The following is a 25,273-nucleotide window of genomic DNA, read 5'->3' as shown; positions in this document are numbered from 1 at the left end:
GGGAATTATTAGGTGGAGTAGGCTGCAAAAGTGGAGTGAAAAATTAAATGGCTGCATTCAACGGTTCCCTCGCCCGCTGGCGGGAGAGGGCTAGGGTGAGGGCCCAAGCAACATCAACTGCCGATATATCTCCTCCATCACCGCATCAAACTCTTCGAAAACCTGATGATTCCAGAATCTAATCACTCTCCAGCCACCTCGCTCTAAAAAAGCCGTTCGTTGTTGATCATAAATCTTCGCTTCATCTTCGTTATGCTGCCCGCCGTCTAGCTCAACTATCACCCTCCTTTCAATACAGGCGAAATCCACGATATAACCGCCAATCGGATGCTGACGCCGAAACTTCACTCCGCATAAATTCCGATTACGTAAAAAACGCCACAAAAGATGCTCCGCTTCAGGCATTGCCTGGCGCAGTTGTCGCCGCCGCGTAATCGCTTTCATCATCGCCTCCCTTTCGCGATATCGGCTTACCCTACGCCATGTTTGCAGGAGGAAAATAACGCGATGGAAAAGCTGGAATCTGCATTCCAATGTGATCGCTAGCACGCTAATCGCTTAATGCGTATGATAAAGCGCTACGAAAACAGGAGCCTGACATGCCTGCCGTTCTCACTGCTTGTTGGCGCTATGTGCGCGCCTTCGTCATCATCTATGCGGCGCTTTACGCTGGAATGGGGATTTCTGCCCTGCTCCCAATAACCATTCCCGGCAGCATCATCGGCATGCTGCTGCTATTCCTGCTGCTGGGTCTGCAAATCATGCCGGTTGAGTGGGTGAAACCCGGATGCCATTTACTGATTCGCTATATGGCACTGCTGTTTGTGCCGATTAGCGTTGGTGTAATGGGCTATACCGATATCCTCACCGCGCAGTTTGGGCCGATTGTGGTGTCATGCATTGTCAGTACTTTTATGGTGCTGCTGATTGTCGGGCTCAGCGCAGAGCGCCTGCAGCGCCCGCAGGAGAAGCCGAATGAGTAATGCATGGTGGTCGCTGCCGCTGACGATGATCGCCTATTTTCTGGCGCGTAAACTGGCGGCGAAAATCAATATCTCCATCGTTAATCCATTGTTAGTGGCGATGGCGATTGTCATTCCGATTCTGCTGCTGACTCACCTGCCTTACACGCGCTATTTTGCCGGCAGCAGCCTGCTCAATCAGTTGCTGCAACCGGCAGTCGTAGCGCTGGCGTTGCCGCTGTATGAGCAGATGCATCAGATTCGCGCGCGCTGGAAAACCATCATCAGCGTCTGCTTCATCGGCAGCATCACGGCAATGGTATCGGGCACCGCGATTGCGCTGTGGATGGGCGCAACGCCGGAAATCGCCGCCACCATCATGCCGAAATCCGTTACCACGCCGATTGCGATGGCGGTCTCCGCATCGCTGCACGGTATTCCTGCCATCAGCGCCATCTGCGTGCTTATCGCCGGCGTGCTGGGTGCGGTGTTTGGCCATATGCTGCTCAATCTGTTTAAGGTGAAAAACAAATCCTCGCGCGGGTTAGCAATTGGTAACGCATCGCACGCGTTAGGTACCGCGCGCGCAGCCGAGATCGATTATCAGGAAGGCGCGTTCAGCTCCCTTGCGCTGGTGATTTGCGGCATCATCACCTCGTTACTGGCGCCGCTGCTTTTTCCGCTATTAATGCATTGGTGGGGCTAAAACTTGCGAGAGATCTCGCAAAGTTGAAACAACCCAATCAGCTTGCATTGTCAGAGCGACTTGGATCACATATAAAACGTCAGGCGGCGCATCGCCGCTAACGCGTAACTGAGGTCATCCCATCATGCATTCACGATTCCTAACTGCTTTTTCTGCCCTGCCCGCTGCGCTGCAAGCTGCGATTCAGCCGCTGCTGGATGCGCCGGATTTCCATGGCGTATTGCGTCCGCAGGATGTCGCGCAACTGAAACAGCTTACCGGACTGGATGAAGATGCGCTGGCACTGGAACTGCTGCCGCTGGCGGCGAGCTGCGCCGTGGCAACTGTGTCTCATTTTAATGTCGGCGCGATTTCGCGCGGCGTCAGCGGCCATTGGTACTTCGGCGCCAACATGGAGTTCCTGCATACCCCGCTGCAGCAGACGGTGCACGCCGAGCAGAGCGCGATTACGCACGCCTGGCTGCGCGGTGAAGAGAAGCTGGCGGCGATTACCGTCAACTACACGCCGTGCGGACATTGCCGTCAGTTTATGAACGAGCTGAACAGCGGCACAGCGATTCGCATCAGCCTGCCGGGACGTGCGGTTAGCACGCTGGGCGACTACCTGCCGGATGCGTTTGGCCCTGCCGATCTGAACATCACCGAACGTCTGCTGACGCCGGTCGATCATGGTTTAGCGGTTGCAGGCGATGCATTGCAACAGGCCGCCATTGCCGCCGCCAATCACAGTCACGCGCCTTACAGCCAGAGTTACAGCGGCGTGGCGCTGCGCAGCCAGAGCGGCAAGGTCTTTACCGGTCGCTATGCGGAAAACGCCGCCTTCAACCCCAGCTTGCCGCCGCTGCAGGCTGCACTGATTTTGATGAACATGAGCAACGAAGCGCTGGAGACAATTCAGCAAGCGGTTTTGGCGGAATGTCAGGACAGCACGCTGAGTCAGCTTGATGCGACCCGCGCGACGCTTAAGGCGTTAGGATGTGAGGATTTCTCACTTACTTTAGTTTCGAAAACATCAGTTTAGTGATCCTTTTACCGCTTTTGTGACCTCCTGTTAACAAAAGCTGTACATCTGCAGGAATTTTCATAGGATCGGGCGCCAGAACCTCTTCACTTCAAGATGGACTGGCGTTACCTTTTCCCGGCGATACGTCAGAAAACACTGCAACCGGAGCAAGCACTGCATGGAACTCGACTACGAAAGTAAACGCCCGCTGTATATTCCTTATGCGGGTCCGATCCTGCTGGAATTTCCGCTGTTGAATAAAGGCAGCGCCTTCACCCTCGAAGAACGTAACGAATTTAACCTCAACGGTCTGCTACCCGAAGCGGTAGAAACCATCGAAGAGCAGGCGGAACGTGCCTGGCGCCAGTTCCTGGATTTTAAAAACAACAACGACAAGCATGTCTATCTGCGCAATATCCAGGACACCAACGAAACCCTGTTCTACCGCCTGCTCGACAATCATCTCGAAGAGATGATGCCGATTATCTACACCCCAACGGTCGGCGCCGCCTGTGAACACTTCTCTGAAATCTACCGTCGCGCGCGTGGCGTATTCATCTCTTATAACAATCGCGACCGCATTGAAGACATGCTGCAGAACGCCACCAAGCAGAATGTCAAAGTGATCGTGGTGACTGATGGCGAACGTATTCTCGGCCTCGGCGATTTGGGTATCGGCGGCATGGGCATCCCAATCGGTAAACTGTCGCTGTATACCGCGTGTGGCGGCATCAGTCCGGCTTATACCTTGCCGGTGGTGCTGGATGTCGGAACCAACAACCAGCAGCTGCTGAACGATCCGCTCTATATGGGCTGGCGTCATCCGCGTATTACCGGCGAAGAGTACGAAGAGTTCGTCAATGAGTTTATTCAGGCGGTGAATCGTCGCTGGCCGAACGTGCTGTTGCAGTTCGAAGACTTCGCGCAGAAAAACGCCATGCCGCTGCTGGAGCGCTATCGCGATGAGATCTGCTGCTTCAACGACGATATTCAGGGCACCGCCGCAGTTACCGTCGGCACCCTGATCGCCGCCAGCCGCGCTGCGGGCAGCCGCCTGTGCGAGCAGAAAGTGGTGTTCCTCGGTGCCGGTTCTGCCGGTTGCGGTATTGCCGAGCAGATCATCGCGCAGATGAAGTCGGAAGGATTGAGCGATGATGAAGCGCGTGGCCGCGTGATGATGGTCGATCGCTTCGGTTTGCTCACCGACAAGCTGCCGAACCTGCTCAATTTCCAGAGCAAGCTGGTGCAGAAGAGCGACAGCCTGAAAGATTGGGACACCAGCAGCGACTCCATTTCTCTGCTCGACGTGGTACGCAACGCCAAGCCGGATATTCTGATCGGCGTGTCTGGCCAACCTGGCCTGTTCACCGAAGAGATCATTCGCGAGATGCACAAGCACACTAAGCGTCCAATTGTTATGCCGCTGTCGAACCCGACTTCACGCGTTGAAGCGACGCCAGCCGACATCATCGCCTGGACTGACGGCGCCGCGCTGGTTGCCACCGGCAGCCCGTTCTCGCCGGTCACCTGGAAAGGGAAAACCTATCCCATCGCCCAGTGCAATAACTCCTATATCTTCCCTGGCATCGGTTTGGGGGTTATCGCCGCGGGCGCCAGTCGCGTGACGGATTCGATGCTGATGACCGCCAGTCGCGCATTGGCCGACTGCTCGCCGCTGGTCAACGATGGCGAAGGTCCGGTTCTGCCGGAGATCAAAGACATTCAGGGCGTTTCCAAGCTGATTGCCATTGAGGTGGGTAAAGCCGCGCAGCTGGCGGGCGTGGCGGTGGTGACGTCGGAAGATGTGTTGTCGAAAGCCGTCAGCAACAACTTCTGGCTGCCGCAGTATCGTAATTATCGCCGTACTTCGATCTGATAAATCCGTTGCCGGATCATTTAGATCCGGCAACGTTTAAAAAAACGTCAGCCAACGGGCGTTTACTTGCTTCCCCCGCCCGCCTCAAGTAGCCTTTATCCATTCTGAATTCTGCCAACCGAGTGCCCGCGCGCATGATTAAACGCGTTTTCTTTGGTCTGTTTTTCATCATCTTACTGATGGTGGCGACCGCGCTCGGCCTGGATCGCTGGATCAGCTGGAAAACCGCGCCCTTTATATATGAAGATGTCACCTCGTTGCCACATCGTCAGGTCGGCGTGGTCTTGGGCACGGCGAAGTACTACCGCACGGGCGTGATCAATCAGTATTACCTCTATCGCATCCAGGGCGCGTTGAACGCCTATAACAGCGGCAAGGTCAATTACCTGCTGCTGAGCGGTGATAATGCGCAGCAAAGCTATAACGAACCGATGACTATGCGCCGCGATTTGATCAAAGCGGGCGTCGCGCCGTCGGACATCGTGCTGGATTACGCTGGCTTCCGCACGCTGGATTCGATTGTGCGCACGCGTAAAGTGTTCGATACTAACGATTTCATCATCATTACTCAGCGCTTCCACTGCGAGCGAGCGCTGTATATCGCGCAGCATTTGGGCATTCAGGCGCAGTGCTATGCGGTGCCGTCGCCGAAGAATATGTTGTCGGTGCGTTTCCGCGAAGTGGGTGCGCGTTTGGGTGCGCTGGCGGATTTGTATTTGATGAAGCGCGAGCCGCGCTTCCTTGGCCCATTAGTGCCGATTCCTGCGGTGCATGAAGTGCCGGAAGATGCGCAGAGTTATCCGGCGGTGACGCCGGAGCAGCTTTTGGAGTTGGAAGAGAAACTGCAGAAGTGATGTTTGTTCCCTCACGGTTCCCTCTCCCGCCTGCGGGAGAGGGTTGGAGTGAGGGGAAATCCACTACTTCTTACGTGCGTACTTCAATGAATCCAGCGCCACGGCGAAGATGATAATGCCGCCCTTGATGATGTACTGCCAGTAAGGGTTAACGCCGATGTAGGTCAAACCGTAGTTGATCACGGTGAAGATGATGACACCGGTCACCACGCCCGCCACCGAACCCACGCCCCCGGCAAACGACACGCCGCCGACCACACAAGCCGCAATCGCATCCAGCTCATACATAAAGCCGAGGTTATTGGTGGCGCTGCCGATACGGCCTGCTTCCAGCATCCCGCCGAACGCGTAGAACACGCCAGACAAGGCATACACCAGAATCAGGTTGAACGGCACGTTCACACCAGACACTTTCGCCGCTTCCGGGTTACCACCGATAGCGAAGATATTGCGACCGAAGCGAGTTTTATTCCACAGCACCCAAACAAAGACGATGGCAATCACAGCGTAGAAGGTGATAAACGACAGTTTGAAATCACCAAAACGCAGGAAGCCTTGGGCAAATTTGGAGAAGCCAGGATCGAAACCGGCAATTGGCGATGCACCCACAAAGTCGTAATAGAGCGAGTTGATACCGTAAACGATAATCATGGTGCCCAACGTGGTGATAAATGGCGTTACCTTGAGGTAAGCGATAATCACCCCGTTCACCAGACCAATCACACCGCCGATGATGCACACGGTCAGGATAACCACCGGAATGGGCACGGTATCCAGATGCGGGAACACCTTGTTGGCGTTATCCATCGCCTGCAGCAGCGTAGCTGCCACCACCGCCGCTAAGCCAACCTGACGACCCGCTGAAAGGTCGGTACCCTGGGTGACAATCAAACCGGCCACGCCGAGTGCGATGATAATACGCACCGAAGATTGGGTCAGAATATTACTCAGGTTCATTAAACTTAAGAAGGTTGGATCCTGGAAAATAATAATTGCCAGCAGTACAAACAGGACAACGTAAATGCCGCCCTCTTTTAACCAGGTTAGCGCATTCTTTTTAGTAGTCGCTTTCATGTTAAAGCCCTTGCTTCATTAAAGGTGTAATGACGCTAAACGCAGGATTTCATTCTGCGAGGTCGTTTTGGTATCAACAATGCCTGCTACCTGGCCATTACTCATCACTAAAATACGATCGGTAATACCCAACAGCTCTGGCATTTCAGAAGAGATAATAATGATGCCCTTCTCTTTCTTCGCCAACTCGGCAATAAGTTGGTAGATTTCGAATTTCGCGCCCACATCAATCCCGCGCGTCGGTTCATCAAGCATCAATATTTCCGGCTGCGTTAATAACCAGCGACCAATAATCACTTTCTGTTGGTTACCACCGGAAAGCGAACCAATTTGCGTATGATGACCCGGCGTTTTCACGCGCATCGAATCAATGACCCATTGGGTATCGCTTTTCATGCGTTTATTATCGAGCAGCCCCATGCTGGATTTATACTTTTTAATATTGGAGATAAGCGAGTTAAAGCCAATATCCAGATACGCATAAATACCGGTGGAGCGACGCTCTTCCGTCACCAGCGCAAAGCCGTGGTTAATGGCTTCGTTGGCGCTGTGGTTATTAATACTCTTGCCGTGCAGCTTAATCGTACCGCCTGACTTCTCGCGAATGCCAAACAGGGTTTCGACGATGTCGGTACGCTTGGCGCCTACCAAACCGGCAATACCAAGAATTTCACCTTTACGCAGATCGAACGAGATATCACGTATCGATGGCTGACGCAGTGAGGTTAAATGGCGCACCTCAAGAATGGTTTCCCCCGGCACGTTGGTTTTGTCCGGGAAGCGCTGGTTCAATGAACGGCCAACCATCATCGAGATGATTTTGTCCATGTCCAGACCTTCCAGCGGCTGGGTGGCGATCCACTGTCCGTCACGCAAAATGGTGATCTCATCACACAGCTGGAATATCTCTTCCATCTTGTGCGAGATATACACAATGCCGCAGCCACGATCTTTCAGCTTACGAATAATCGTGAACAAGTGGTTCACTTCTTTTTCGGTCAGCGATGATGTCGGCTCATCCATAATGACGATTTTGGCGTCATAGGAGAAGGCTTTGGCGATTTCGATCATCTGCATCTGCGACACCGATAAGGTGGCAACTTTATCGCGCGGATCGATATCAATATCTAATTCATCAAAGATCGCTTTAGTATCGCGATACATTTTATTCTGATCGACAAACACGCCCTTACGTGGATAACGGCCAAGCCACATGTTATCCATGACGTTGCGTTGCAGAACCAGGTTTAATTCCTGATGCACCATGGAAACGCCATTTTCCAGCGCCTCTTTGGAGCTCTTATAATCAATTTCCTCACCCTGAAACAGGATGCTCCCCGTATCCTTTTTATAAATCCCAAACAGACATTTTAATAATGTAGATTTCCCGGCGCCGTTTTCGCCCATTAATGCATGAACAGAGTGCGGCCGCACTTTTAAATTCACATTATCTAAGGCTTTAACCCCTGGAAATGATTTCGAGACATTCGTCATCTCCAGCAGATATTCACGCTGTGTGGTCGGATTCTCACTGGCCATAATTTACCTGGCTAAATAAAGCGTTGGTCAGATGCAATAAGGCGCGGCGATATGCCGCGCCCAGGATGAATTACTTCACAAACTGCGACAGATTTTCTTTATCTACTGGTACGTAAGGAACACGTACGATTTTGTTGTCCATCTTGAAGTTAGTGCCTGCAGTTGGCTCTTTGCCATTGGCCAGATTGTTAGCAATATCCAGCGTCGCTTTCGCCTGGTTTTCCGCATCGTTCAACACGGTACCGGCCAGCGCGCCTGATTTCACCAGCGCCAGCGCTTCTGGCAGTGCATCGACACCAAACACCGGAATGCTGGTTTTGTTGTGCGCTTTCAGCGCTTCAACCGCACCCATCGCCATCGCATCGTTATTAGCGATGATCACTTCAATCTTGTTGGCGTTCGGGCCAGAGAGCCAGGCGTCAACTTTGTCTTTTGCCTGTGCGGTATCCCACATCGCGGTATCCATCGCCAGCTGCTGCGTTTTCAGGCCGTCTTTGTTCAGGGTATCGATCACGTATTTGGTACGCGCTTCGGCATCCGGATGGCCCGGCTCGCCTTTCAGCAGCACGAACTGGATGGTACCGTCTTTGTTCAGATCCCAGGCTGGCGTGGCTTTCCAGTGCTTCTCAATCAGCTGACCCTGGATGATGCCTGACTCTTTAGAGTCGGTACCGACGTAATACGCTTTCGGGTAGCTGGCCAGCACTTTGGCGTTAGGTTCTTTGTTGAAGAACACCACCGGCACATCGTTGCCACGCGCTTTATCAATCACCACTGCCGCAGCAGCCGGATCCACCAGGTTGATGGCCAGCGCTTTCACGCCTTTCGCCATCAGCACGTCAATCTGGTCGTTCTGTTTAGACTGGTCGTTTTGGGAGTCATTCATCAACAGCTGAATGCCGCCCAATGATTTTGCTTCTTTCTCAATGTCCTTACGCACCATCGACATGAAGTTGTCGTCGTATTTGTAGATGGTCACGCCAATGCGGGTATCGGCGGCGTGCGCAGTTGCACCAAACATCATGCTGGCAACCAGTGCTGTGAGCGTGAAAACCTTCTTATTCATGGTATCTCCGGTTTTTTATGTAGGGCATTTCATTGCGCTATTTGCCTGCGGGCAAACAGCGCCGTCGGTTGTAAACCTGATAATGGGCGGACGCGTAACGCAAAGCCGGGCCACCATCGCAATCCTGACTTCCCTGTAGGTAAACGCTTCCTGAAGAGTGTTGTGAACTATTTCAATCGGCTACTGAAACCGGCTGGGAGAAGGATTTCCCGGCGTTACATGATGTTTCAGTCCGGTAAGACGCTGCCATCATAGTGAGCGACATGTTAATTAACTGTGAATGCAATCACAGATTGGAAACGGTTACACTGCGCTATCGCCTGAATTAGTGACCGACTCCACAATTTGCCGCTGGGCGACAGAATGGCGACGCACCAGCGTTGGCATAAAGCAGTGTACAGCCAGCTGATCCAGCTCGCCTGCGGCACCTTTGAGCGCTAATTCCGTGGCGAGTTTCGCCATAGAAACAATAGGATAACGGACCGTGGTTAACTGCGGATCGGTGTAGCGGGAGATGGGAATATCATCAAAGCCAATGACAGAGAAATGCTGCGGAACCTGGATGCCGTTGTCCTTTAAAGCGGTCAATGCACCCGCCGCCATGCCGTCATTGTAGGAAAACACCGCTGTTAAATGTAAGTTACGACCCAGCAACTCCACCATCGCTGCTTCGCCGCCTTGCATATCAGGTTCAGCATGCGCAATCCATGACTCCTGCGGGCGAATTCCCTGTTCTGACAAGGCCTGCAGCCAGCCTTCACGTCGTTGCGTTACATCCTCAATCGGGTGGCTGGAGCTAAGAAAGCCGATGCGTTGATGTCCCTGTTGTAACAACATGCGCGTGGCTACCTGAGCGCCGGTAACGTTATCCAGGCAGACGCAGCGGTGTTCGTAACCGGGAATTGTACGGTTAATCAATACCATACCGGGAACCTGATCCATAAACTGCATCAGTTCGGCGTCTGAAAGCGTTTTCGCGTGCACCACCAATGCGTTACATCGTTGACGTATCAGCACCTCAATTGCGTGACGTTCTTTCTCTTCCTGATGCCAGGAGTTGCTGATTAACACGTGTTTATGCACGCGCTGCGCCACGGTATCAACCGCTTTCACCAGCGCGCCAAAGAAGGGATCGGAAACATCCATCACCACCACGCCGATGGTGTCACTGATTTGCGTAGCCAGCGCCTGCGCGTTGGCGTTCGGGCGATAGCCTAACGCATCAACGGCAGCCAGCACGGCTTCCCGGGTATCGGCGGTGACTGCACTGCTGTTGTTGAGCACACGCGACACGGTGGCTACTGACACACCGGCCTGACGGGCGACATCACGAATCGTTATCATGCAGCTGTTCCACAGAGGCTGAAAATGCGCGACAAGCGCGTAACGGCGCTATTCTGTCAGGGCATGTGAAACGACTACGTGAATCACGTCACAGCAATGAAAACGGTTACATACAATTCTGCAACCTTTGTGATGAACATCATTATCTGAGCGAGGAGGAAGGATCAGCTTTTCCCGCGGCAAGACGTGTCAGTTTGCGCCAGATCCACTCCATTGGGCCTTGCGGGAAGACACGCAGCCACAGCACGGAAAACAGGATATTAACCAGCCAGATAGCCGGTACAAAGGCCAGCAGCTGCAGTCGATCAAACCTGAGGAACAGATCAAAGCGGTAGAACAGCGTGGTGCAAATCAGCGTCTGTAACAGGTAATTGCTCAAGGCCATGCGGCCAACGCATTGAATGGCGTAGCTGACGCGCGTTGACGCAATTTGCGGCCAGAATCCCAGGCAAAGTGCGGCATAACCGAGGCTGATAAACGGACTGGCGAGATCGCGCGGTACCTGCAGGAAAAAGCCGGTCCAGCGGAATTCCCAGCCAATCATCCACTGCGCGGCGATGCCGGGAATGGCGATCAGCCAGCCGATAGTCAGCAGCAGCGCCGCCGAACGGCGATAGTGCTGCACGCTAAATTGCCCGCTGAGCCAGCCGCTGCGCATCAATGCCGCACCAATCAGCATCAAACCCGCCAGTTGCCATCCATATTGTGACGCCAGTGCCATCAGGCCTGATGACAGATGATCCAGCCGGTTCTGCACCGCTTCCCAACCGCCGAGCAGTTTCCAGTAGCTTTCATACTGCAGGTCCGACGCACCCGGCAGCCAGGATCGCGTGGGATTGGGGCTGGAGACCGCGCCGAAAATCAGCAGCACGCCGCAGCCGACCAGATAGAGTAATGCGCCGGTTTGTAACAACGCGCGGTCGGAAGGCACATCACGCAGCATGCGCCAGATAATCAGCCCAATCAGGCCATAATCCAGCAGGATGTCGCCTTCCCAGAAAAAGATGCCGTGGATAAATCCGAGCAGCACCAGCAGCGTCAGACGCGCCGACATCCAGCGGCTGCCGCGCGGCGCCTGCATATAAAGGCCGGCACCAAACAGCAAGGCAAACAGCGTAAGGAATTTCAGCTGCGCCAGGCCATCCATGATCGCCCACGTCCAGGCATCAGACGTAGCAGCCTCGCCGCGCCACGCCGGATTGAGATAGGCGGCCGATGGCAACGCAAAGCCGACAATGTTCAGCAGCAAGATGCCGAGAATGGCGCAACCACGAATGAAATCCAGCGCGAGATAGCGTTGCATCGAGTGCCCTGACGGAGAGAGGAAATCGGGCAACAGGCTGTTGCCCAAACAGATTAGCTGTGACGAACCGCGCGCAAAAACTCCTGACGCGTGTTCTGGCTGGATTTGAACAAGCCACCCAGCGAGGTGGTGGTGGTGGCGCTGGTAGCATCTTTCACGCCACGCGCTTTCACGCAGTAATGCACTGCATCAATCGACACCGCAACGTTATTGGTGCCGAGCAGCGTTTGCAGCGCCACCAGCACTTGCTGCGTCAGGCGCTCTTGCACCTGCGGACGCTGGGCAAAGAACTGCACAATACGGTTGATTTTCGACAGGCCAATCACTTTCTCTTTCGGGATATAGGCCACGGTGGCTTTGCCATCGATAATCACAAAGTGGTGTTCGCAAGTGCTGGTCAACGTGATATCACGCACCGTTACCATCTCATCCACTTTCATCTTGTTTTCAATAACGGTGATTTTCGGGAAGTTGGCGTAATCCAGACCTGAGAAAATCTCATCCACATACATCTTGGCGATGCGGTGCGGCGTTTCCATCAGGCTGTCATCTTCCAGATCCAGGTTCAGCAGCTGCATGATTTGCGTCATGTGGCCGGCAATTTCGCGTTTACGCGCGGCGTCATCCATTTCACGCACCGGAGCGCGTAACGGTGTTTCCAGACCACGCGCCAACAGCGCTTCGTGAACCAGGGCGGCTTCCTGACTTAAGGTGCTCATTTACTCTTCTCCGACAGGTGATGCGCCCGCGGGTTTTCGCCCACGGGGGAAATTCTGAGCGCGTATTGTGAAATACTCCGCGCCCTTAATCCAGTAATCATTCTGATAAGCTTTTCATCACGTACGGCGACGTAAAACCAGCATTCCCGCAAGGATTAAGCTGGCGCCCGCTACCCATAGCGCGGGTTCCAACTGATGCCATAGCATGCTGGAAATCCACGACAGCAGCGGACCGCCCAACTGCCCGACCGCATAACCGGTGGTGAGCAAACCGGCAAGATAGCGCGCATGCTGCGGTGCCAGCTCGCGCCCATATTGCAGCGTCAGCTGCACCACACACAGGAAGCCGCCGCCGATCAGCGCTGCGCCCAGCATCAGGCCATTCAAGCCTGGCAGTACAATCGCGGCGATGACGCCCAACGCCTGCGCCCACAACACTATGGCCAGCCGCAGATGGCTGCTGCCCCAGTGACGCGTCAGAATACCTAACACAATGCCGATCACTGCCGCGCCACCAAATACCGGCCAGACAAACTGGGCAAACGCGCTGTCAGGAAAACGCGCCGACGCCATTTGCGACAGAAAAGTGGCGGGCAGAATGTAGCCAAAGCCGGCGAGGCTGTAACTCAGCACCAGGCGCTTGAGATTGCCATTCAGCACCAGCGGCGATGCAGCGTGATCGGGGCGATGTAACTGGCCGGTGCGCGGCAGGAATCGCGCAATCGCGGCAATCAACAACAGCGCCAGCAAACCGTAAGCCGCCCACGCAAAGGCCGCGCTGACACCGCTGGCGTGCAGCGCCACCGCCAGCATGCCGCTGATAAAGATGCCGGTGCCGGGTCCGGCAAACACCGCCGCCAGCAAGCCGGGACGTCCGTGATGATGTAGCTGGTCGCTGGCCCATGCCGCCAGCAACACCATCGCCCAGCCGCTGGCCCAGCCAATCAGGAAACGAATCAGGCCATGTAACCACGGACCGCTGACGCAGGCCGAGAGCAGCGTTAAAATCACTGCGCCCCACACGCCCGCCTGTAAACGCCACTCGACGCGGTTGCGCGCACGCATCGCATCAAACGAGCCAAACAGATAGCCGAGATAGTTGAGTGCCGCCACCAGACTGGCGCTGGTGAGCGTCAGTTGATGGTCCTGAATCATCAGCGGAACCTGCGGCGTGAAAGCAAATCGCCCAATCCCCATCGCAACCACTAAACTTAAGAACGCGCTAAGCGCGACACGAAACGCCATACCGACCTCAGAATGTTTTATCACTTGTCACTAGCATGCATGACGTTTAAACTCACGAAAAGTGAATAATACTAACCAAGTTGCTTACGAGAAGAGAATATGGATTTAGTACAGCTCCGCATGTTTTGCTCCGTCGCCGAATCCGGTTCGCTGGCGCGTGCCGCCGAGCAACTCCATCGCGTACCTTCTAATCTCACCACGCGTCTGCGCCAGCTGGAAGATGAAATTGGCGTTGATCTGTTTATTCGTGAGAAGCAACGCATTCGCCTGTCGCCGATGGGCCACAATTTTCTTAACTATGCGCAGCGCATCCTGGCATTGAGCGATGAAGCGCTGAACATGGCGCGCGCCGGTGAGCCGGGCGGCAATTTCGCGCTCGGTTCGATGGAGAGCACCGCCGCGACGCGCCTCCCTGCCCTCCTGGCGGCCTATCATCAGCGTTTTCCGGCGGTGGAACTGTCGCTGATCACCAATACTTCCGGTGAAATCATCGACAAAGTGCGGGAAGGCACGCTGGCCGCCGCGCTGGTGGATGGCCCGGTGGCGCACGACGATCTCAACGGCTGCATTGCCTTTAATGAGCAGATGGTGCTGATCACCAGCCCGGAACATGCGCCGATTGCCAGCGCGCGCGATGTGCAAGGCGACACGCTGTTTGCTTTCCGCAACAGCTGTTCCTACCGCACCAAGCTGGAAGCCTGGTATCGCGAAAGCCAGACCGCGCCGAGCAGCGTGATGGAGATACAGTCTTACCACGCGATGGTGGCGTGTGTGGCCGGCGGCGCGGGCGTGGCGATGATTCCCGCCTCGGTGCTGGCGCAAATGCCAGCCCGCGCCCGCGTGCAGGAGCATGCGTTACCGCCTGCTTACCGCGATACCGCCACCTGGCTGATGTGGCGGCGCGATGCGTTTACACCCAATGTGGAAGCGCTGAAATACTTGATTATTGAACTGTTTGACGATCGCCCGGTTAACGACGAGTTGCGGCATCCGCTGCACGTTGCCGAGTGAGTTTCTGTTTTATCGACATCACGACCATCGGGGCCACTTACCCCGCATCTACAGGAAGAGGGATTGCATGAACATGATTAAAACCCGCGCCGCCGTTGCCTGGGCAGCTGGCGAACCGCTGAAAATCGAAGAAGTGGATCTGATGCCACCGCAAAAAGGTGAAGTGCTGGTGCGCATCGTGGCTACTGGCGTGTGCCACACCGATGCTTACACCTTGTCGGGACAAGATCCGGAAGGCGTATTCCCGGCGATCCTCGGCCACGAAGGCGGCGGCGTGGTGGAAGCAGTGGGTGAAGGCGTGACCAGCGTGGCCGTCGGCGACCACGTGATCCCGCTTTACACCCCAGAGTGCGGCAAGTGTAAGTTCTGTCTCTCGGGCAAAACCAACCTGTGCCAGGCGATTCGCGCCACCCAGGGCAAAGGTTTGATGCCAGACGGCACCACCCGCTTCTTCAAAGACGGCAAGCCGATTTTCCACTACATGGGCACCTCAACCTTCTCTGAATACACCGTGGTACCGGAAATCTCGCTGGCGGTGATCAGCAAAGAAGCGCCTCTGGAAGAAGTGTGCCTGCTGGGCTGCGGCGTCACCACCGGCATGGGCGCGGTGATGAACACGGCCAAAGTAAAAGAAGGCGACACCGTGGCGATCTTCGGCCTCGGCGGTATTGGTTTGTCGGCGATTATCGGCGCGAAGATGGCGAAAGCCGGTCGCATCATCGGTATCGATCTCAACACCAGTAAATTCGATCTGGCGCGCAAACTGGGTGCAACCGATCTGATCAACCCGAAAGATCACGATAAACCGATTCAGGATGTGATCGTTGAACTGACCGACGGCGGCGTCGATTTCTCCTTCGAGTGCATCGGTAACGTTAACGTGATGCGTTCGGCGCTGGAGTGCTGCCACAAAGGTTGGGGCGAATCAGTGATTATCGGCGTGGCTGGCGCGGGCCAGGAGATTTCTACCCGTCCATTCCAGCTGGTGACCGGTCGCGTATGGCGTGGTTCCGCTTTTGGTGGCGTTAAAGGCCGTTCACAGTTGCCGGGCATCGTGCAGGATTACCTCGACGGTAAATTCGCCCTGAACGATTTCATCACCCACAACCTGCCGCTGGAAGAGATTAACGACGCCTTTGATCTGATGCATGAAGGGAAATCCATCCGTACGGTGGTGCATTTTACTAAGTAATCAGGAGACGTTATGGCTTCCACTTTGGAGCTGTTAGAAGAGCATCGCATTTTTGGTGGCTGGCAGCAGCGCTGGCGTCATCAGTCGGCCGTGCTGAACTGTCCGATGACCTTCAGCATTTTTCTGCCGCCGCCGCAGAGTGACGCACCGCCGCCGGTGGTGTGGTTTCTCGCCGGATTGACCTGCAGCGATGAGAACTTCACCACCAAAGCCGGCGCCCAGCGCGTGGCTGCGCAGCTGGGTTTGGTGCTGATTATGCCAGACACCAGCCCGCGCGGTGACGAGGTGGCGAACGACAGCGGCTACGATCTCGGCCAGGGCGCAGGTTTCTACCTCAACGCCACGCAGCAGCCGTGGGCGGCGAACTTCCGCATGTTCGATTACCTCAGCGCGGAGCTGCCGGAGTTGGTGGCGGATAACTTTAAGCTGAGCGATCGTCAGTCGGTGATGGGTCATTCAATGGGCGGTCACGGTGCGCTGGTGTTGGCATTGCGTCTTGGCGGACGTTTTGCGTCTGCTTCTGCCTTCGCGCCAATCGTCAATCCTACCGAAGTGCCTTGGGGGCAGAAGGCCTTTGCCGCATACCTGGGTGAAGATCGTCAGACGTGGCGTGAATGGGATAGTTGCCTGTTGATGCGTGACGTGGAACAGCGCTTGCCGATTCTGATTGATCAAGGGGATAGCGATCAGTTCCTCGCCGATCAGCTGCGTCCAGAGCGACTGGAAGCGGTGGCGCGTGAGCAAGGTTTCCCGCTGGAGCTACGCATTCAGCCGGGTTATGACCATAGCTACTTCTTTATCGCCAGCTTCGTGGAAGATCATCTGCGTTTCCACGCGAAGCATTTGTTGGTGTGATGGTGCTGGCTGTTCCAGATCCTGCTGGCTGCCCCCCATCCCGGCCTTCCCCCGTAAACGGGGGAAGGAGACGCTGCCACATGCAGCTTATTTACTCACATATAGCAGCATCTTCCTCCCCCATTAATGGGGGAGGACCGAGGAGGGGGACAGCGTGCACCTACCTAACTACACCAACGTCTCCGCCAGCCCGTCGATCATCACCTGCGGCATGCCGCGTGAGCAGTGCTCGATACGGCCGCGCACGCCATACACCTGCGCCAGGGTCTCAGGCGTAATCACCTGCGACGGCTCGCCGTCCGCCAGCAGATTGCCATCCTTCAGCATCAGCGCGTGATCCGCATGACGCAGCGCGATGTTGATATCGTGCACCACCACCACCGTCACAATATTGCGCAACCGGGTTTCACGACGCACCAGATCCATCACGTGGAACTGGTAGTTAAGATCCAGCGCGCTAAGCGGTTCATCCAGCAGCAGAAGTTCCGGACGGCGAATCAGCGATTGCGCCAGACCCACCAACTGCTTCTGCCCGCCCGATAGCTGATCGAGATAGCGCATGGCTAAATGCGCGATGCCGAGCTGCTCGAGCAGATGCATGATCTCCGCTTCGCTCGAGGCGCTGTGCAAGCCACCCGACGCACGCTGCGCCACGATAATCGACTCCAGCACGTGCAGATGCACGCCCGCCGGCAAACTTTGCGGCAGATAAACCACACGCTGCGCCCGGCGCGCAAACGGCTGGCTCATCAGCTCTTCACCGTTCAGCCACAGCTCGCCCTGCCCTTTGCCCAAACCAGCCAGCGCGCGCAACAGCGTCGATTTGCCGCAGCCGTTGGGGCCAAGCAACACGGTGATTTTGCCCTGCGGCAGCTCCGGCACGTTGAGATCGTCAATCACCTTGCGCTTCGGATAACCGGCGGAGAAATGCTTGAGACGTAATCCCTGCTCCATTACACCGTTCCCCGATGACGCAGAATAATGCTGAGGAAGAACGGCACGCCGACCAGCGACGTCACAATTCCCACCGGAATGATCACGCCGGGAATCAGGTTTTTCGACGCCACCGAAGCCAGCGACAGCACCAGCGCACCGACCAGCGCGCTGGCTGGCAGGTAATAGCGGTGATCTTCACCAAACATCATGCGCGCAATGTGCGGCGCGACCAGACCGATGAAACCAATTGGGCCGACAAACGCCACCGCCAGCGCAGAGAGAATACTGATGCGCAGCAGCGTTGCCAGGCGCAGACGGCGCACGTCGATACCAAAACTCACCGCGCGATCTTCGCCGAGGCGCAGCGCGGTCAGCTTCCAGCTACTGAGCATCGAGAACGGAATCAGGATGGCAAAGGCGGCGGTTAATACGCCGAGCTTTTCCCACGAGGCGCGCGCGAGGCTGCCCATGGTCCAGAACACCAGGCCCTGTAAAGTATCTTCGCTGGCGATGAACTGCATCATTGAGACTAATGCGTTGAAGGTGAACACCAGCGCGATACCAAACAGCACCACGCCAGAGGTCGAAACTTTGGTCCAGCGCGTCACGCCATCCAGCATCAAGGCGGCAAATAGCGCAAACACAAACGCGTTGGCGGAGATAAACCACTGATCCGGCACGCCAGGAATGCCGATACCAAGAACGATGGCCAGCGCCGCACCAAAGGCCGCCGCCGACGAAACGCCGAGCGTAAACGGGCTGGCAAGCGGGTTATTCAGGATGGTTTGCATCTCTGCACCGGCAAGGCCGAGCGAGAAGCCCACCACCACCGCCATCAAGGCGTACGGTAAACGAATATCCCAGACAATCACGCGGGTGCCCGCATCGACCGCATCGGGATGCGTCAGCGTTTGCCATAAGGTGTCGAGGGAGAGCCCAGCCGGGCCGAGGGTGAAATCAAGAATCACTGACGCTAATATCGCCAGCGCCAGCACGCCAATTAACATCAGTCGCTGGCGCAGTACCTGACGATAACGCGTCATGGTGTCGGTTTCGAGGCCGTTTTCCGCCAGCAGCGTGGCGTCGGTGGTACGCATTGTTCTACCCGTTTCTTGTCGAAATCATAACGGCAGCCACAATAGTGCAGGTGATAATAATTATCAATTCAATCTGAGTAACAAAATCCAAAACAATGCGCAATAAATTGCGCCGCTACTACACGTGCACCTTATTCGTAGCGGCGCGATTTATCGCGCAAGGGTATGACTACTCTTTAAACGTCGGGAATTCCATCTCGCTGTATTTCACGAAGCGCGAACCGCGTGTCAGCTTGTAGCCCAACCAAATAATCAGGAACAGCGGCAGACCAATATAGGTTGCGGCCACGCCATACCAATCAATGCGGTCAGCAAGGAACGCCTGATAGTTCTGACCCAGTGTGATGATCAAACACAGAATAAAGGCGAAAATCGGTCCCAGCGGGAAGAAGCCCGAACGGTACGGCAAATCGGCCAGGTTGTGACCCTGAGCGATATAACCGCGACGGAAACGGTAATGGCTAATGGCGATACCCAACCAGGCAATAAAACCGGTCATGCCTGAGGTGTTCAGTAGCCACAGGTAAACTTCCTGGTTACCAAATTTCGAGCTCAGGAAGCACAATCCCGCCACCACGGTGGTAGCAATCAGCGCGTTACGCGGCACGCCACCTTTCGACAGCTTGCCGAAAATGCGTGGCGCTTTACCTTCGCGTGCCAGGTTGAACAGCATACGCGTTGAGGCGTACATGCCGGAGTTACCCGCCGACAGTACCGCCGTCAGAATCACTGCGTTCATTACCGCTGCCGCCGAAAGCAGACCGGCATTCTGGAACACCAGCGTGAACGGGCTGATGGCGATATCGGTGACATCGTTATGCAGCAGCTTCGGATCGGTGTACGGCAGAATCAGGCTAATGATCAGAATAGCGAAGATATAGAACAGCAGAATTCGCCAGAATACCTGACGCACCGCGCGCGGAATGTTCTTCGCCGGATCCTCAGATTCACCGGCCGCGATACCGATCAGCTCGGTGCCCTGGAAGGAGAAGCCAACGATCATCGCCACGCCTATCATCGCAGCAAAACCACCGGCGAACGGCGCTTCGCCCACGGTCCAGTTATGCCAGCCGGCGTTTTCTGCGCCGCGCATGATGCCGGTGATCATCAACACGCCAACCACAATAAAGATGATGACGGTGGTCACTTTGATCAGCGAGAACCAATATTCCGCTTCGCCGAAGCCTTTGACTGAGATGTAGTTGAGCAGGAACATCAGGCCAAGGAACAGTGCGCTCCAGATCCAGCCGGGCGTGTCCGGGAACCAGTAGTTCATGACGAGCTGCGAGGCGACGAGGTCAACGGCGATGGTCACCGCCCAGTTGTACCAATAGTTCCAGCCCAGCGCGAAGCCGAAGCCTTCTTCAACATATTTTGAACCGTAGGTGGAGAAGGAGCCCGAAACCGGCATAAAGGCCGCGAGTTCGCCGAGGCTGGTCATCAGGAAGTAAACCATCAGGCCGATGAGCGCATAGGAGAGCAGCGCGCCGCCGGGTCCGGCCTGAGAAATGGTGGCACCCGAGGCGACAAACAGGCCGGTACCGATGGAACCACCAATGGCGATCATGGTGAGATGACGCGCTTTTAATTCACGGCGCAATCCAGGTTGTTGTGTTGTTTTTGAGTCATTATGCATGTGTAAACGCTATGCTGGATAAAAATGAGGCGAGATTGTAGCAGCTAGCCCCAAGCTGTATAGCATTCACGTCGGGTTATTAGTTACCTTCATGATCGGCCGGGAATTATTAGCCGCAGCGTGATCAGCGCTGTGATTATTCACGGCAATACGACAGGAAACGGCTCAACGCTTTGGACACATGCTTCTGTCGATGATGGATGCGATACAGCGTGCGCGTCAGGCGCGGCAATGGGATCGCGACTTCCACCAGCGTGCCGGCTTCCAGCAGATCCTCAATCACCCGCCGCGACAAACAGCTGATGCCCATGCCGTGACGCACCGCGTGTTTAATCGCCTCTGAATTGCCTAACTCCATGCCGAGCTGAAACTGTGGCAGATGCGACAGCAGCAGATAATCAACGATCTCGCGCGTGCCTGAACCACGCTCGCGTAGAATCCACGGCGCGGCGGCGAGCGCTTCCAGCGTAATCGGCTGCTGCAGGATGGCGGCATCCGGCGCGGCAAACACCACCAGCTCATCTTCCAGCCACGGCTCGCTGATAATATCCAGCTCGTGGCACGGACCTTCGATCAAACCGATATCGACGCGGAAATCCGCCACCGCATTAATCGCATCCTGACTGTTACCGACGCTCAGCTCCAGCGGCAACGCCGGGAAATCGCGGCGATAGGCGGCGATCATGCCCGGCAGCAGGTAATTACCAATGGTGCTGCTGGCGAACAGGCGAATCGCCCCGTTATCTTCCTTAAACAGCTGTTCGATTTCGCCCGCCTGCTCCATCAAACCCACGGCGCGCGGATAGAGTAAACGGCCATGCTCATTCACCACCAGCCGCTTACCGACGCGGTCAAACAGCTGCACACCGAGTTGGTTTTCCAAATCTGCTAACGCGGCGCTCACCGCCGACTGCGACAGCGCCAGCACCTGCGAGGCCTGCGTCGTCGAGCCGCTCTTCAGCACTTCGGTAAACACTTCAATCTGGCGCAACGTGATGTGCATGCGGTTCCCTTATATTACTTATTCTGGTTAATTATAAATATATTATCAATTTTACTTTTATACCAGCGCAGCGCAGGCTTGAGGCAGAGATTGAATGTTAGAAGGTCGCCAGGAATGGTGCCCCTACAGGAGAAAAGTATGGCTGAGTTAAGCGTGAATAAAACCCCGTTTCATCTACATCACTGGCTGCCGGGTTTGCTGTTGACCGTGGCGATTGCCGGTACCGCGGCGTGGTTAAGCAATCAGTCTTGGTTGGCCGGGGCCGGATTCGGTGCGCTGACGTTAGCGATTATTTTGGGCATCGTGCTCGGTAACACCCTTTATCCGCAGATGGCCGGCGCCTGTGACAGCGGCGTAATGCTGGCGAAACAGCGCTTGCTGCGCCTCGGCATCATCCTGTATGGCTTTCGTATTACCGTGCAGCAGATTGCTGATGTCGGTCTTAGCGGCGTATTGATTGATGTGATGGTTCTCAGCTCCACTTTCCTGCTGACCTGTTTTATCGGCATTCGTCTGCTGAAGATGGATCGCGAAACCGTGTGGCTGATTGGGGCGGGCAGCAGCATTTGTGGCGCGGCGGCGGTGCTGGCGAGTGAACCTATCGTTAAGGCTGCGCCGTCAAAAGTGGCGGTGGCTGTTGCGACTGTGGTGCTGTTTGGTACCGTTGGCATCGTGCTGTATCCGATGTTGTGGTCACTGCTTCCAACGGTCAGCGCGGAACATTTCGGTATCTTCACCGGTTCGACGTTGCATGAAGTGGCGCAGGTTGTCGCGGCAGGACACGCGATGGGTGCCGAGGCCGAAAACACCGCCGTGATTGCCAAAATGCTGCGCGTGATGATGTTAGCGCCCTTCTTGCTGATGCTGGGAAGCTGGCTGAAACGTCAGCGTAGCCACAACGCACAGCAACAAGCGATTCGTTTTCCCTGGTTCGCGCTGCTGTTTATTGTGGTGGCGCTGTTTAACTCGCTGCATCTGCTGCCTGCCAATATTGTTAGCACGCTGAATCAGCTGGCCAATCTGCTGCTGGCGATGGCGATGGCTGCGCTGGGTTTGACTACGCGCTTCAGCGCCCTGAAACAGGCTGGCTGTAAACCCTTGCTGCTGGGATTGGTGATGTTTGGCTGGTTAATTCTCGGCGGCGGAGCACTCAATGTGCTGGTGCAACATTTCATGGCGTAACCGCATCCGCTATGATGGGCAGCTTTGCAGCAGCAATCGCCCAATCAGGAGAGCGGCATGAAATATATCGGCGCACATGTCAGTGCATCAGGCGGCGTGGACCAGGCAGTTATCCGTGCCCACGAACTCGAAGCCACAGCCTTTGCGCTGTTCACCAAAAATCAGCGCCAGTGGAAAGCCGCACCGCTGTCAGGAGAAGTGATCGATGCGTTCAAAACCGCCTGCGATCGTTACAACTTCACCTCCGCGCAGATTCTGCCGCACGATAGCTATCTGATTAACCTCGGCCATCCGGTGATGGAAGCGCTGGAGAAATCGCGCGAGGCTTTCCTCGATGAGATGCAGCGTGCCGAGCAGTTGGGTTTGACCTTGCTGAACTTCCACCCAGGCAGCCATCTGAAGCAGATTGAAGAAGAAGCCTGCCTGAAGCGTATCGCCGAATCGATCAACATCGCGCTGGATAAAACCAGCAGCGTGGTGGCGGTGATCGAAAACACCGCCGGTCAGGGCAGCAATCTCGGTTTCCGCTTCGAGCACCTCGCCACCATTATTGAGCACGTGGAAGATAAGTCGCGCGTTGGCGTGTGCATTGATACCTGCCACGCCTTTGCGGGCGGTTACGACCTGCGTACCGAAGAAGCCTGCGCCGAGACCTTCAGCGACTTTGAGCGCATCGTTGGTTTCCAGTATCTGCGCGGTATGCACCTGAATGATGCCAAGAGCACGCTGGGCAGTCGCGTCGACCGCCATCACAGTCTGGGTGAAGGCAATATCGGTAAAACCGCGTTTAGCTGGCTGATGAAAGATAAACGTTTTGACGGCATTCCCATGATTCTGGAAACCATTAATCCGGATATCTGGAAGGATGAGATTGCATGGTTGAAGTCGGAGCAGCAGGGTTAATTATCTGATTAAACAAAAGGGAGCCGCAGCTCCCTTTTTTATGTGTGACGAAGATTACGCGGCTTTAACCAGCTCTTCTTCCGGTCTTTTCAGGATGGCGTAGCCAAGTCCCGCTACCGCAGTACCAATCACAATCGCCAGCAGATAACCCAATACTGGAGTAATCGCGCCTGGAATCAGCAGGACGAACAGACCACCGTGCGGTGCCATCAGTTTCGCGCCAATCGCCATGGAAATCGCACCGGTTACCGCGCCGCCAATGATACAGCACGGCAGCACACGCATTGGATCACGCGCCGCGAACGGAATCGCACCTTCAGAGATGAAGCACAGCCCGAGCACCAGCGCCGCTTTACCACCTTCCTGCTGACCTTTGTTGAACTTACGACGCGCAACCAGCGTCGCCAGGCCCATAGCCAGCGGTGGCACCATACCGGCTGCCATAATGGCCGCCATCGGTGCGTAGGTTTGTGAACTCAGCAGACCAACACCAAACGCATAGGCCACTTTGTTCACCGGACCGCCCATGTCGGTACACATCATGCCACCGAGAATTGCGCCCAGCAGCACTGCGTTCGCGGTACCCATATTGGCCAGCCAGGTTGTCAGGCCAGTCATGATGCCCGCCACCGGCTTACCTACCACGTAAATCATCAGCAAACCGGTAATTAAACTCGCCACCAGCGGAATGATTAGAATCGGCTTCAGCGCTTCCATACTCTGCGGCAGTTTCACTTTGCTGCTGAGCATCTTCGCGGCGTAACCGGCAATGAAACCGGCGATGATACCGCCCAGGAAACCGGCGTTAATGCTGGTGGCGATCATACCGCCAATCAAACCAGGCGTCAGACCCGGACGATCCGCAATCGAGAAGGCAATGAAACCGGCTAACACCGGCACCATCAGCGCGAAGGCGCTGCCGCCACCGATCTGCATCAGTGCCGCCGCTAAGGTGCCCGGCTCTTTAAATGCGGTGATACCAAAGGCAAATGACAGCGCGATGCTCAAACCACCTGCAACTACCATCGGCAGCATGTACGAAACGCCAGTCAGCAGGTGACGATAGGCACCGGCTTTCTCTTTGCTGTCGCCCTGTGCGCTGGCAGCCTGATTGCCGCTCGGCTGATAGGTTTTCGCTTCGGCCTGCGCTTTATCCAGCTCCTGCGCAGTTTTCTTCAGCGCCAGACTGGTTGAGGTGCGGTACATCGGCTTACCGGCAAATTTCGCCAGATCCACATCGATATCAGCCGCGACGATCACCAGATCGGCCGCCGCCACTTCTTCTGGGGTAATCGCGTTGCCTGCGCCCACAGAACCACGGGTTTCAACTTTCACCCACCAGCCACGCTTGGTCGCTTCGGCCTGAATAGCTTCAGCAGCCATAAAGGTATGCGCCACGCCGGTTGGGCAGGCGGTCACCGCCACGATGCGTTTCTGTGCAGCGCTTTGCGCAGCGACTGGCGCGGCAGCGGTTGCAGCAGCAGGCTGCCAGGTTTTGGCACTCGCTTTGGCTTGATTGATTGCCGCCAGCGGATCGCGCAGCGCTTGCTGCACATCAACCAGCGCCAGCGATTTACCGGCCAGCTCTGCGTCCTGCGGCACATTGTGGCCAGCAACCAGCACCAGTTCAGCTTCGGCGGCATTGTCGGTCAGCGTCAGGCCAGCTTGTGCCGCCGTCGCGCGTAAACGTTCCAGCGCCAGATGTCCTGACGCCAGTCCCAGTGAAGAATCTTTTATCAGCAGCGTTTTCATTATCGCTCTCCTGCT

23 protein-coding genes are annotated in these 25,273 nt (G+C 55.7%); 10 read left to right on the top strand and 13 right to left on the bottom strand.

Annotation, left to right across the window (positions count from 1 at the left end):
* Positions 1-90: 90 nt before the first annotated feature.
* A complete protein-coding gene (locus ACFQW4_RS13400; protein ID WP_377725748.1) occupies positions 91-447 on the bottom strand; it encodes an endonuclease domain-containing protein in 357 nt (118 codons plus the stop codon).
* Between the two features lie 152 nt (positions 448-599).
* On the opposite strand from ACFQW4_RS13400, the gene ACFQW4_RS13395 reads away from it, so the two are divergent.
* The 5 genes from ACFQW4_RS13395 to sanA all read left to right on the top strand — a co-directional run bounded on the left by ACFQW4_RS13395 (position 600) and on the right by sanA (position 5,401).
* Positions 600-983 (top strand): CidA/LrgA family protein, encoded by a 384-nt coding sequence (locus ACFQW4_RS13395; RefSeq protein ID WP_110866616.1) that lies wholly within the window; start codon positions 600-602, stop codon positions 981-983.
* A complete protein-coding gene (locus tag ACFQW4_RS13390) occupies positions 976-1,668 on the top strand; it encodes a CidB/LrgB family autolysis modulator (protein ID WP_377725747.1) in 693 nt (230 codons plus the stop codon). The genes ACFQW4_RS13395 and ACFQW4_RS13390 overlap by 8 nt, the downstream gene beginning before the upstream one ends.
* Before the next feature lie 124 nt (positions 1,669-1,792).
* On the top strand, positions 1,793-2,689 hold the full coding sequence (cdd, locus tag ACFQW4_RS13385) for a cytidine deaminase (RefSeq protein WP_377725746.1): 897 nt from the start codon (positions 1,793-1,795) through the stop codon (positions 2,687-2,689).
* A gap of 160 nt (positions 2,690-2,849) precedes the next feature.
* Positions 2,850-4,547, top strand: coding sequence for an NAD-dependent malic enzyme (locus ACFQW4_RS13380; RefSeq protein ID WP_101763321.1), 1,698 nt, complete (start codon positions 2,850-2,852; stop codon positions 4,545-4,547).
* Positions 4,548-4,681: 134 nt separating this feature from the next.
* A complete protein-coding gene (gene sanA, locus ACFQW4_RS13375; RefSeq protein WP_008104952.1) occupies positions 4,682-5,401 on the top strand; it encodes an outer membrane permeability protein SanA in 720 nt (239 codons plus the stop codon).
* Positions 5,402-5,464: 63 nt separating this feature from the next.
* On the opposite strand, the gene mglC is transcribed toward sanA, so the two are convergent.
* From mglC to ACFQW4_RS13340, 7 genes are all read right to left on the bottom strand, one after another.
* Complete coding sequence (mglC, locus tag ACFQW4_RS13370; RefSeq protein WP_007889502.1) at positions 5,465-6,475, bottom strand: galactose/methyl galactoside ABC transporter permease MglC; 1,011 nt, start codon at positions 6,473-6,475, stop codon at positions 5,465-5,467.
* Positions 6,476-6,493: 18 nt separating this feature from the next.
* Complete coding sequence (mglA, locus tag ACFQW4_RS13365) at positions 6,494-8,014, bottom strand: galactose/methyl galactoside ABC transporter ATP-binding protein MglA (protein WP_350260911.1); 1,521 nt, start codon at positions 8,012-8,014, stop codon at positions 6,494-6,496.
* A 70-nt stretch (positions 8,015-8,084) separates the two neighbouring features.
* Positions 8,085-9,080 carry a galactose/glucose ABC transporter substrate-binding protein MglB gene (gene mglB / locus ACFQW4_RS13360; RefSeq protein ID WP_101763715.1) on the bottom strand — a complete coding sequence of 332 codons (996 nt, stop codon included), beginning with the start codon at positions 9,078-9,080 and terminating at the stop codon, positions 8,085-8,087.
* 303 nt (positions 9,081-9,383) lie between these two features.
* Complete coding sequence (galS, locus tag ACFQW4_RS13355; protein ID WP_101763714.1) at positions 9,384-10,424, bottom strand: HTH-type transcriptional regulator GalS; 1,041 nt, start codon at positions 10,422-10,424, stop codon at positions 9,384-9,386.
* A gap of 142 nt (positions 10,425-10,566) precedes the next feature.
* Entirely contained in the window at positions 10,567-11,727 is a 1,161-nt protein-coding gene (gene yeiB / locus ACFQW4_RS13350; protein WP_192233336.1) for a DUF418 domain-containing protein YeiB, read from the bottom strand.
* 53 nt (positions 11,728-11,780) lie between these two features.
* Positions 11,781-12,446, bottom strand: coding sequence for a GTP cyclohydrolase I FolE (folE, locus tag ACFQW4_RS13345; RefSeq protein WP_049852430.1), 666 nt, complete (start codon positions 12,444-12,446; stop codon positions 11,781-11,783).
* 117 nt (positions 12,447-12,563) lie between these two features.
* Entirely contained in the window at positions 12,564-13,691 is a 1,128-nt protein-coding gene (locus ACFQW4_RS13340; RefSeq protein WP_377725741.1) for a YbfB/YjiJ family MFS transporter, read from the bottom strand.
* A gap of 99 nt (positions 13,692-13,790) precedes the next feature.
* Between ACFQW4_RS13340 and ACFQW4_RS13335 the strand changes: the two genes are divergently transcribed.
* The 3 genes from ACFQW4_RS13335 to fghA all read left to right on the top strand — a co-directional run bounded on the left by ACFQW4_RS13335 (position 13,791) and on the right by fghA (position 16,749).
* On the top strand, positions 13,791-14,702 hold the full coding sequence (locus ACFQW4_RS13335; RefSeq protein ID WP_101763711.1) for a LysR family transcriptional regulator: 912 nt from the start codon (positions 13,791-13,793) through the stop codon (positions 14,700-14,702).
* A 67-nt stretch (positions 14,703-14,769) separates the two neighbouring features.
* Positions 14,770-15,894: an S-(hydroxymethyl)glutathione dehydrogenase/class III alcohol dehydrogenase gene (locus tag ACFQW4_RS13330; protein WP_064739274.1), complete on the top strand. Its 1,125-nt coding sequence runs from the start codon at positions 14,770-14,772 to the stop codon at positions 15,892-15,894.
* Between the two features lie 12 nt (positions 15,895-15,906).
* Positions 15,907-16,749 (top strand): S-formylglutathione hydrolase, encoded by an 843-nt coding sequence (gene fghA, locus ACFQW4_RS13325; protein ID WP_137386162.1) that lies wholly within the window; start codon positions 15,907-15,909, stop codon positions 16,747-16,749.
* Between the two features lie 168 nt (positions 16,750-16,917).
* On the opposite strand, the gene ACFQW4_RS13320 is transcribed toward fghA, so the two are convergent.
* From ACFQW4_RS13320 to yieE, 4 genes are all read right to left on the bottom strand, one after another.
* The gene (locus ACFQW4_RS13320) at positions 16,918-17,703 is read right to left on the bottom strand and encodes an ABC transporter ATP-binding protein (RefSeq protein ID WP_110866609.1); all 786 of its coding nucleotides are present in this window, start codon (positions 17,701-17,703) and stop codon (positions 16,918-16,920) included.
* On the bottom strand, positions 17,703-18,782 hold the full coding sequence (locus ACFQW4_RS13315) for an iron ABC transporter permease (protein WP_101763708.1): 1,080 nt from the start codon (positions 18,780-18,782) through the stop codon (positions 17,703-17,705). The genes ACFQW4_RS13320 and ACFQW4_RS13315 overlap by 1 nt, the downstream gene beginning before the upstream one ends.
* A gap of 169 nt (positions 18,783-18,951) precedes the next feature.
* The gene (locus ACFQW4_RS13310; protein ID WP_101763707.1) at positions 18,952-20,418 is read right to left on the bottom strand and encodes an amino acid permease; all 1,467 of its coding nucleotides are present in this window, start codon (positions 20,416-20,418) and stop codon (positions 18,952-18,954) included.
* 136 nt (positions 20,419-20,554) lie between these two features.
* On the bottom strand, positions 20,555-21,421 hold the full coding sequence (gene yieE / locus ACFQW4_RS13305; RefSeq protein WP_101763706.1) for a DNA-binding transcriptional regulator YeiE: 867 nt from the start codon (positions 21,419-21,421) through the stop codon (positions 20,555-20,557).
* A gap of 138 nt (positions 21,422-21,559) precedes the next feature.
* Here yieE and ACFQW4_RS13300 point away from each other — a divergent pair, with 138 nt between their 5' ends.
* Together ACFQW4_RS13300 and nfo are read left to right on the top strand one after the other, a co-directional pair.
* Positions 21,560-22,603 carry a YeiH family putative sulfate export transporter gene (locus ACFQW4_RS13300; RefSeq protein ID WP_377725738.1) on the top strand — a complete coding sequence of 348 codons (1,044 nt, stop codon included), beginning with the start codon at positions 21,560-21,562 and terminating at the stop codon, positions 22,601-22,603.
* 57 nt (positions 22,604-22,660) lie between these two features.
* Positions 22,661-23,506: a deoxyribonuclease IV gene (gene nfo, locus ACFQW4_RS13295; protein WP_101763704.1), complete on the top strand. Its 846-nt coding sequence runs from the start codon at positions 22,661-22,663 to the stop codon at positions 23,504-23,506.
* A gap of 54 nt (positions 23,507-23,560) precedes the next feature.
* On the opposite strand, the gene fruA is transcribed toward nfo, so the two are convergent.
* On the bottom strand, positions 23,561-25,258 hold the full coding sequence (fruA, locus tag ACFQW4_RS13290) for a PTS fructose transporter subunit IIBC (RefSeq protein WP_336768573.1): 1,698 nt from the start codon (positions 25,256-25,258) through the stop codon (positions 23,561-23,563).
* Positions 25,259-25,273 lie beyond the last annotated feature (15 nt).

Source organism: Pantoea sp. GCM10028869, from assembly GCF_042666835.1.
In the GTDB taxonomy this organism is placed as follows: Bacteria; Pseudomonadota; Gammaproteobacteria; order Enterobacterales; family Enterobacteriaceae; genus Pantoea; species Pantoea leporis.
The sequence above is the reverse complement of the archived record's forward strand: the minus strand, read 5'-3'. Positions and strand labels throughout refer to the sequence as shown.

Bases quoted from the DNA above. Each gene is read 5' to 3' on its own strand.
- ACFQW4_RS13320 (WP_110866609.1), bottom strand. From the start codon at position 17,703: ATGGAGCAGGGATTACGTCTCAAGCATTTCTCCGCCGGTTATCCGAAG.
- yieE (WP_101763706.1), bottom strand. From the start codon at position 21,421: ATGCACATCACGTTGCGCCAGATTGAAGTGTTTACCGAAGTGCTGAAG.
- cdd (WP_377725746.1), top strand. From the start codon at position 1,793: ATGCATTCACGATTCCTAACTGCTTTTTCTGCCCTGCCCGCTGCGCTG.
- mglC (WP_007889502.1), bottom strand. From the start codon at position 6,475: ATGAAAGCGACTACTAAAAAGAATGCGCTAACCTGGTTAAAAGAGGGC.
- mglB (WP_101763715.1), bottom strand. From the start codon at position 9,080: ATGAATAAGAAGGTTTTCACGCTCACAGCACTGGTTGCCAGCATGATG.
- fghA (WP_137386162.1), top strand. From the start codon at position 15,907: ATGGCTTCCACTTTGGAGCTGTTAGAAGAGCATCGCATTTTTGGTGGC.
- ACFQW4_RS13395 (WP_110866616.1), top strand. From the start codon at position 600: ATGCCTGCCGTTCTCACTGCTTGTTGGCGCTATGTGCGCGCCTTCGTC.
- ACFQW4_RS13315 (WP_101763708.1), bottom strand. From the start codon at position 18,782: ATGCGTACCACCGACGCCACGCTGCTGGCGGAAAACGGCCTCGAAACC.
- fruA (WP_336768573.1), bottom strand. From the start codon at position 25,258: ATGAAAACGCTGCTGATAAAAGATTCTTCACTGGGACTGGCGTCAGGA.
- ACFQW4_RS13300 (WP_377725738.1), top strand. From the start codon at position 21,560: ATGGCTGAGTTAAGCGTGAATAAAACCCCGTTTCATCTACATCACTGG.
- nfo (WP_101763704.1), top strand. From the start codon at position 22,661: ATGAAATATATCGGCGCACATGTCAGTGCATCAGGCGGCGTGGACCAG.
- ACFQW4_RS13390 (WP_377725747.1), top strand. From the start codon at position 976: ATGAGTAATGCATGGTGGTCGCTGCCGCTGACGATGATCGCCTATTTT.
- mglA (WP_350260911.1), bottom strand. From the start codon at position 8,014: ATGGCCAGTGAGAATCCGACCACACAGCGTGAATATCTGCTGGAGATG.
- folE (WP_049852430.1), bottom strand. From the start codon at position 12,446: ATGAGCACCTTAAGTCAGGAAGCCGCCCTGGTTCACGAAGCGCTGTTG.
- galS (WP_101763714.1), bottom strand. From the start codon at position 10,424: ATGATAACGATTCGTGATGTCGCCCGTCAGGCCGGTGTGTCAGTAGCC.
- ACFQW4_RS13330 (WP_064739274.1), top strand. From the start codon at position 14,770: ATGAACATGATTAAAACCCGCGCCGCCGTTGCCTGGGCAGCTGGCGAA.
- ACFQW4_RS13340 (WP_377725741.1), bottom strand. From the start codon at position 13,691: ATGGCGTTTCGTGTCGCGCTTAGCGCGTTCTTAAGTTTAGTGGTTGCG.
- yeiB (WP_192233336.1), bottom strand. From the start codon at position 11,727: ATGCAACGCTATCTCGCGCTGGATTTCATTCGTGGTTGCGCCATTCTC.
- ACFQW4_RS13400 (WP_377725748.1), bottom strand. From the start codon at position 447: ATGATGAAAGCGATTACGCGGCGGCGACAACTGCGCCAGGCAATGCCT.
- ACFQW4_RS13310 (WP_101763707.1), bottom strand. From the start codon at position 20,418: ATGCATAATGACTCAAAAACAACACAACAACCTGGATTGCGCCGTGAA.
- ACFQW4_RS13380 (WP_101763321.1), top strand. From the start codon at position 2,850: ATGGAACTCGACTACGAAAGTAAACGCCCGCTGTATATTCCTTATGCG.
- sanA (WP_008104952.1), top strand. From the start codon at position 4,682: ATGATTAAACGCGTTTTCTTTGGTCTGTTTTTCATCATCTTACTGATG.
- ACFQW4_RS13335 (WP_101763711.1), top strand. From the start codon at position 13,791: ATGGATTTAGTACAGCTCCGCATGTTTTGCTCCGTCGCCGAATCCGGT.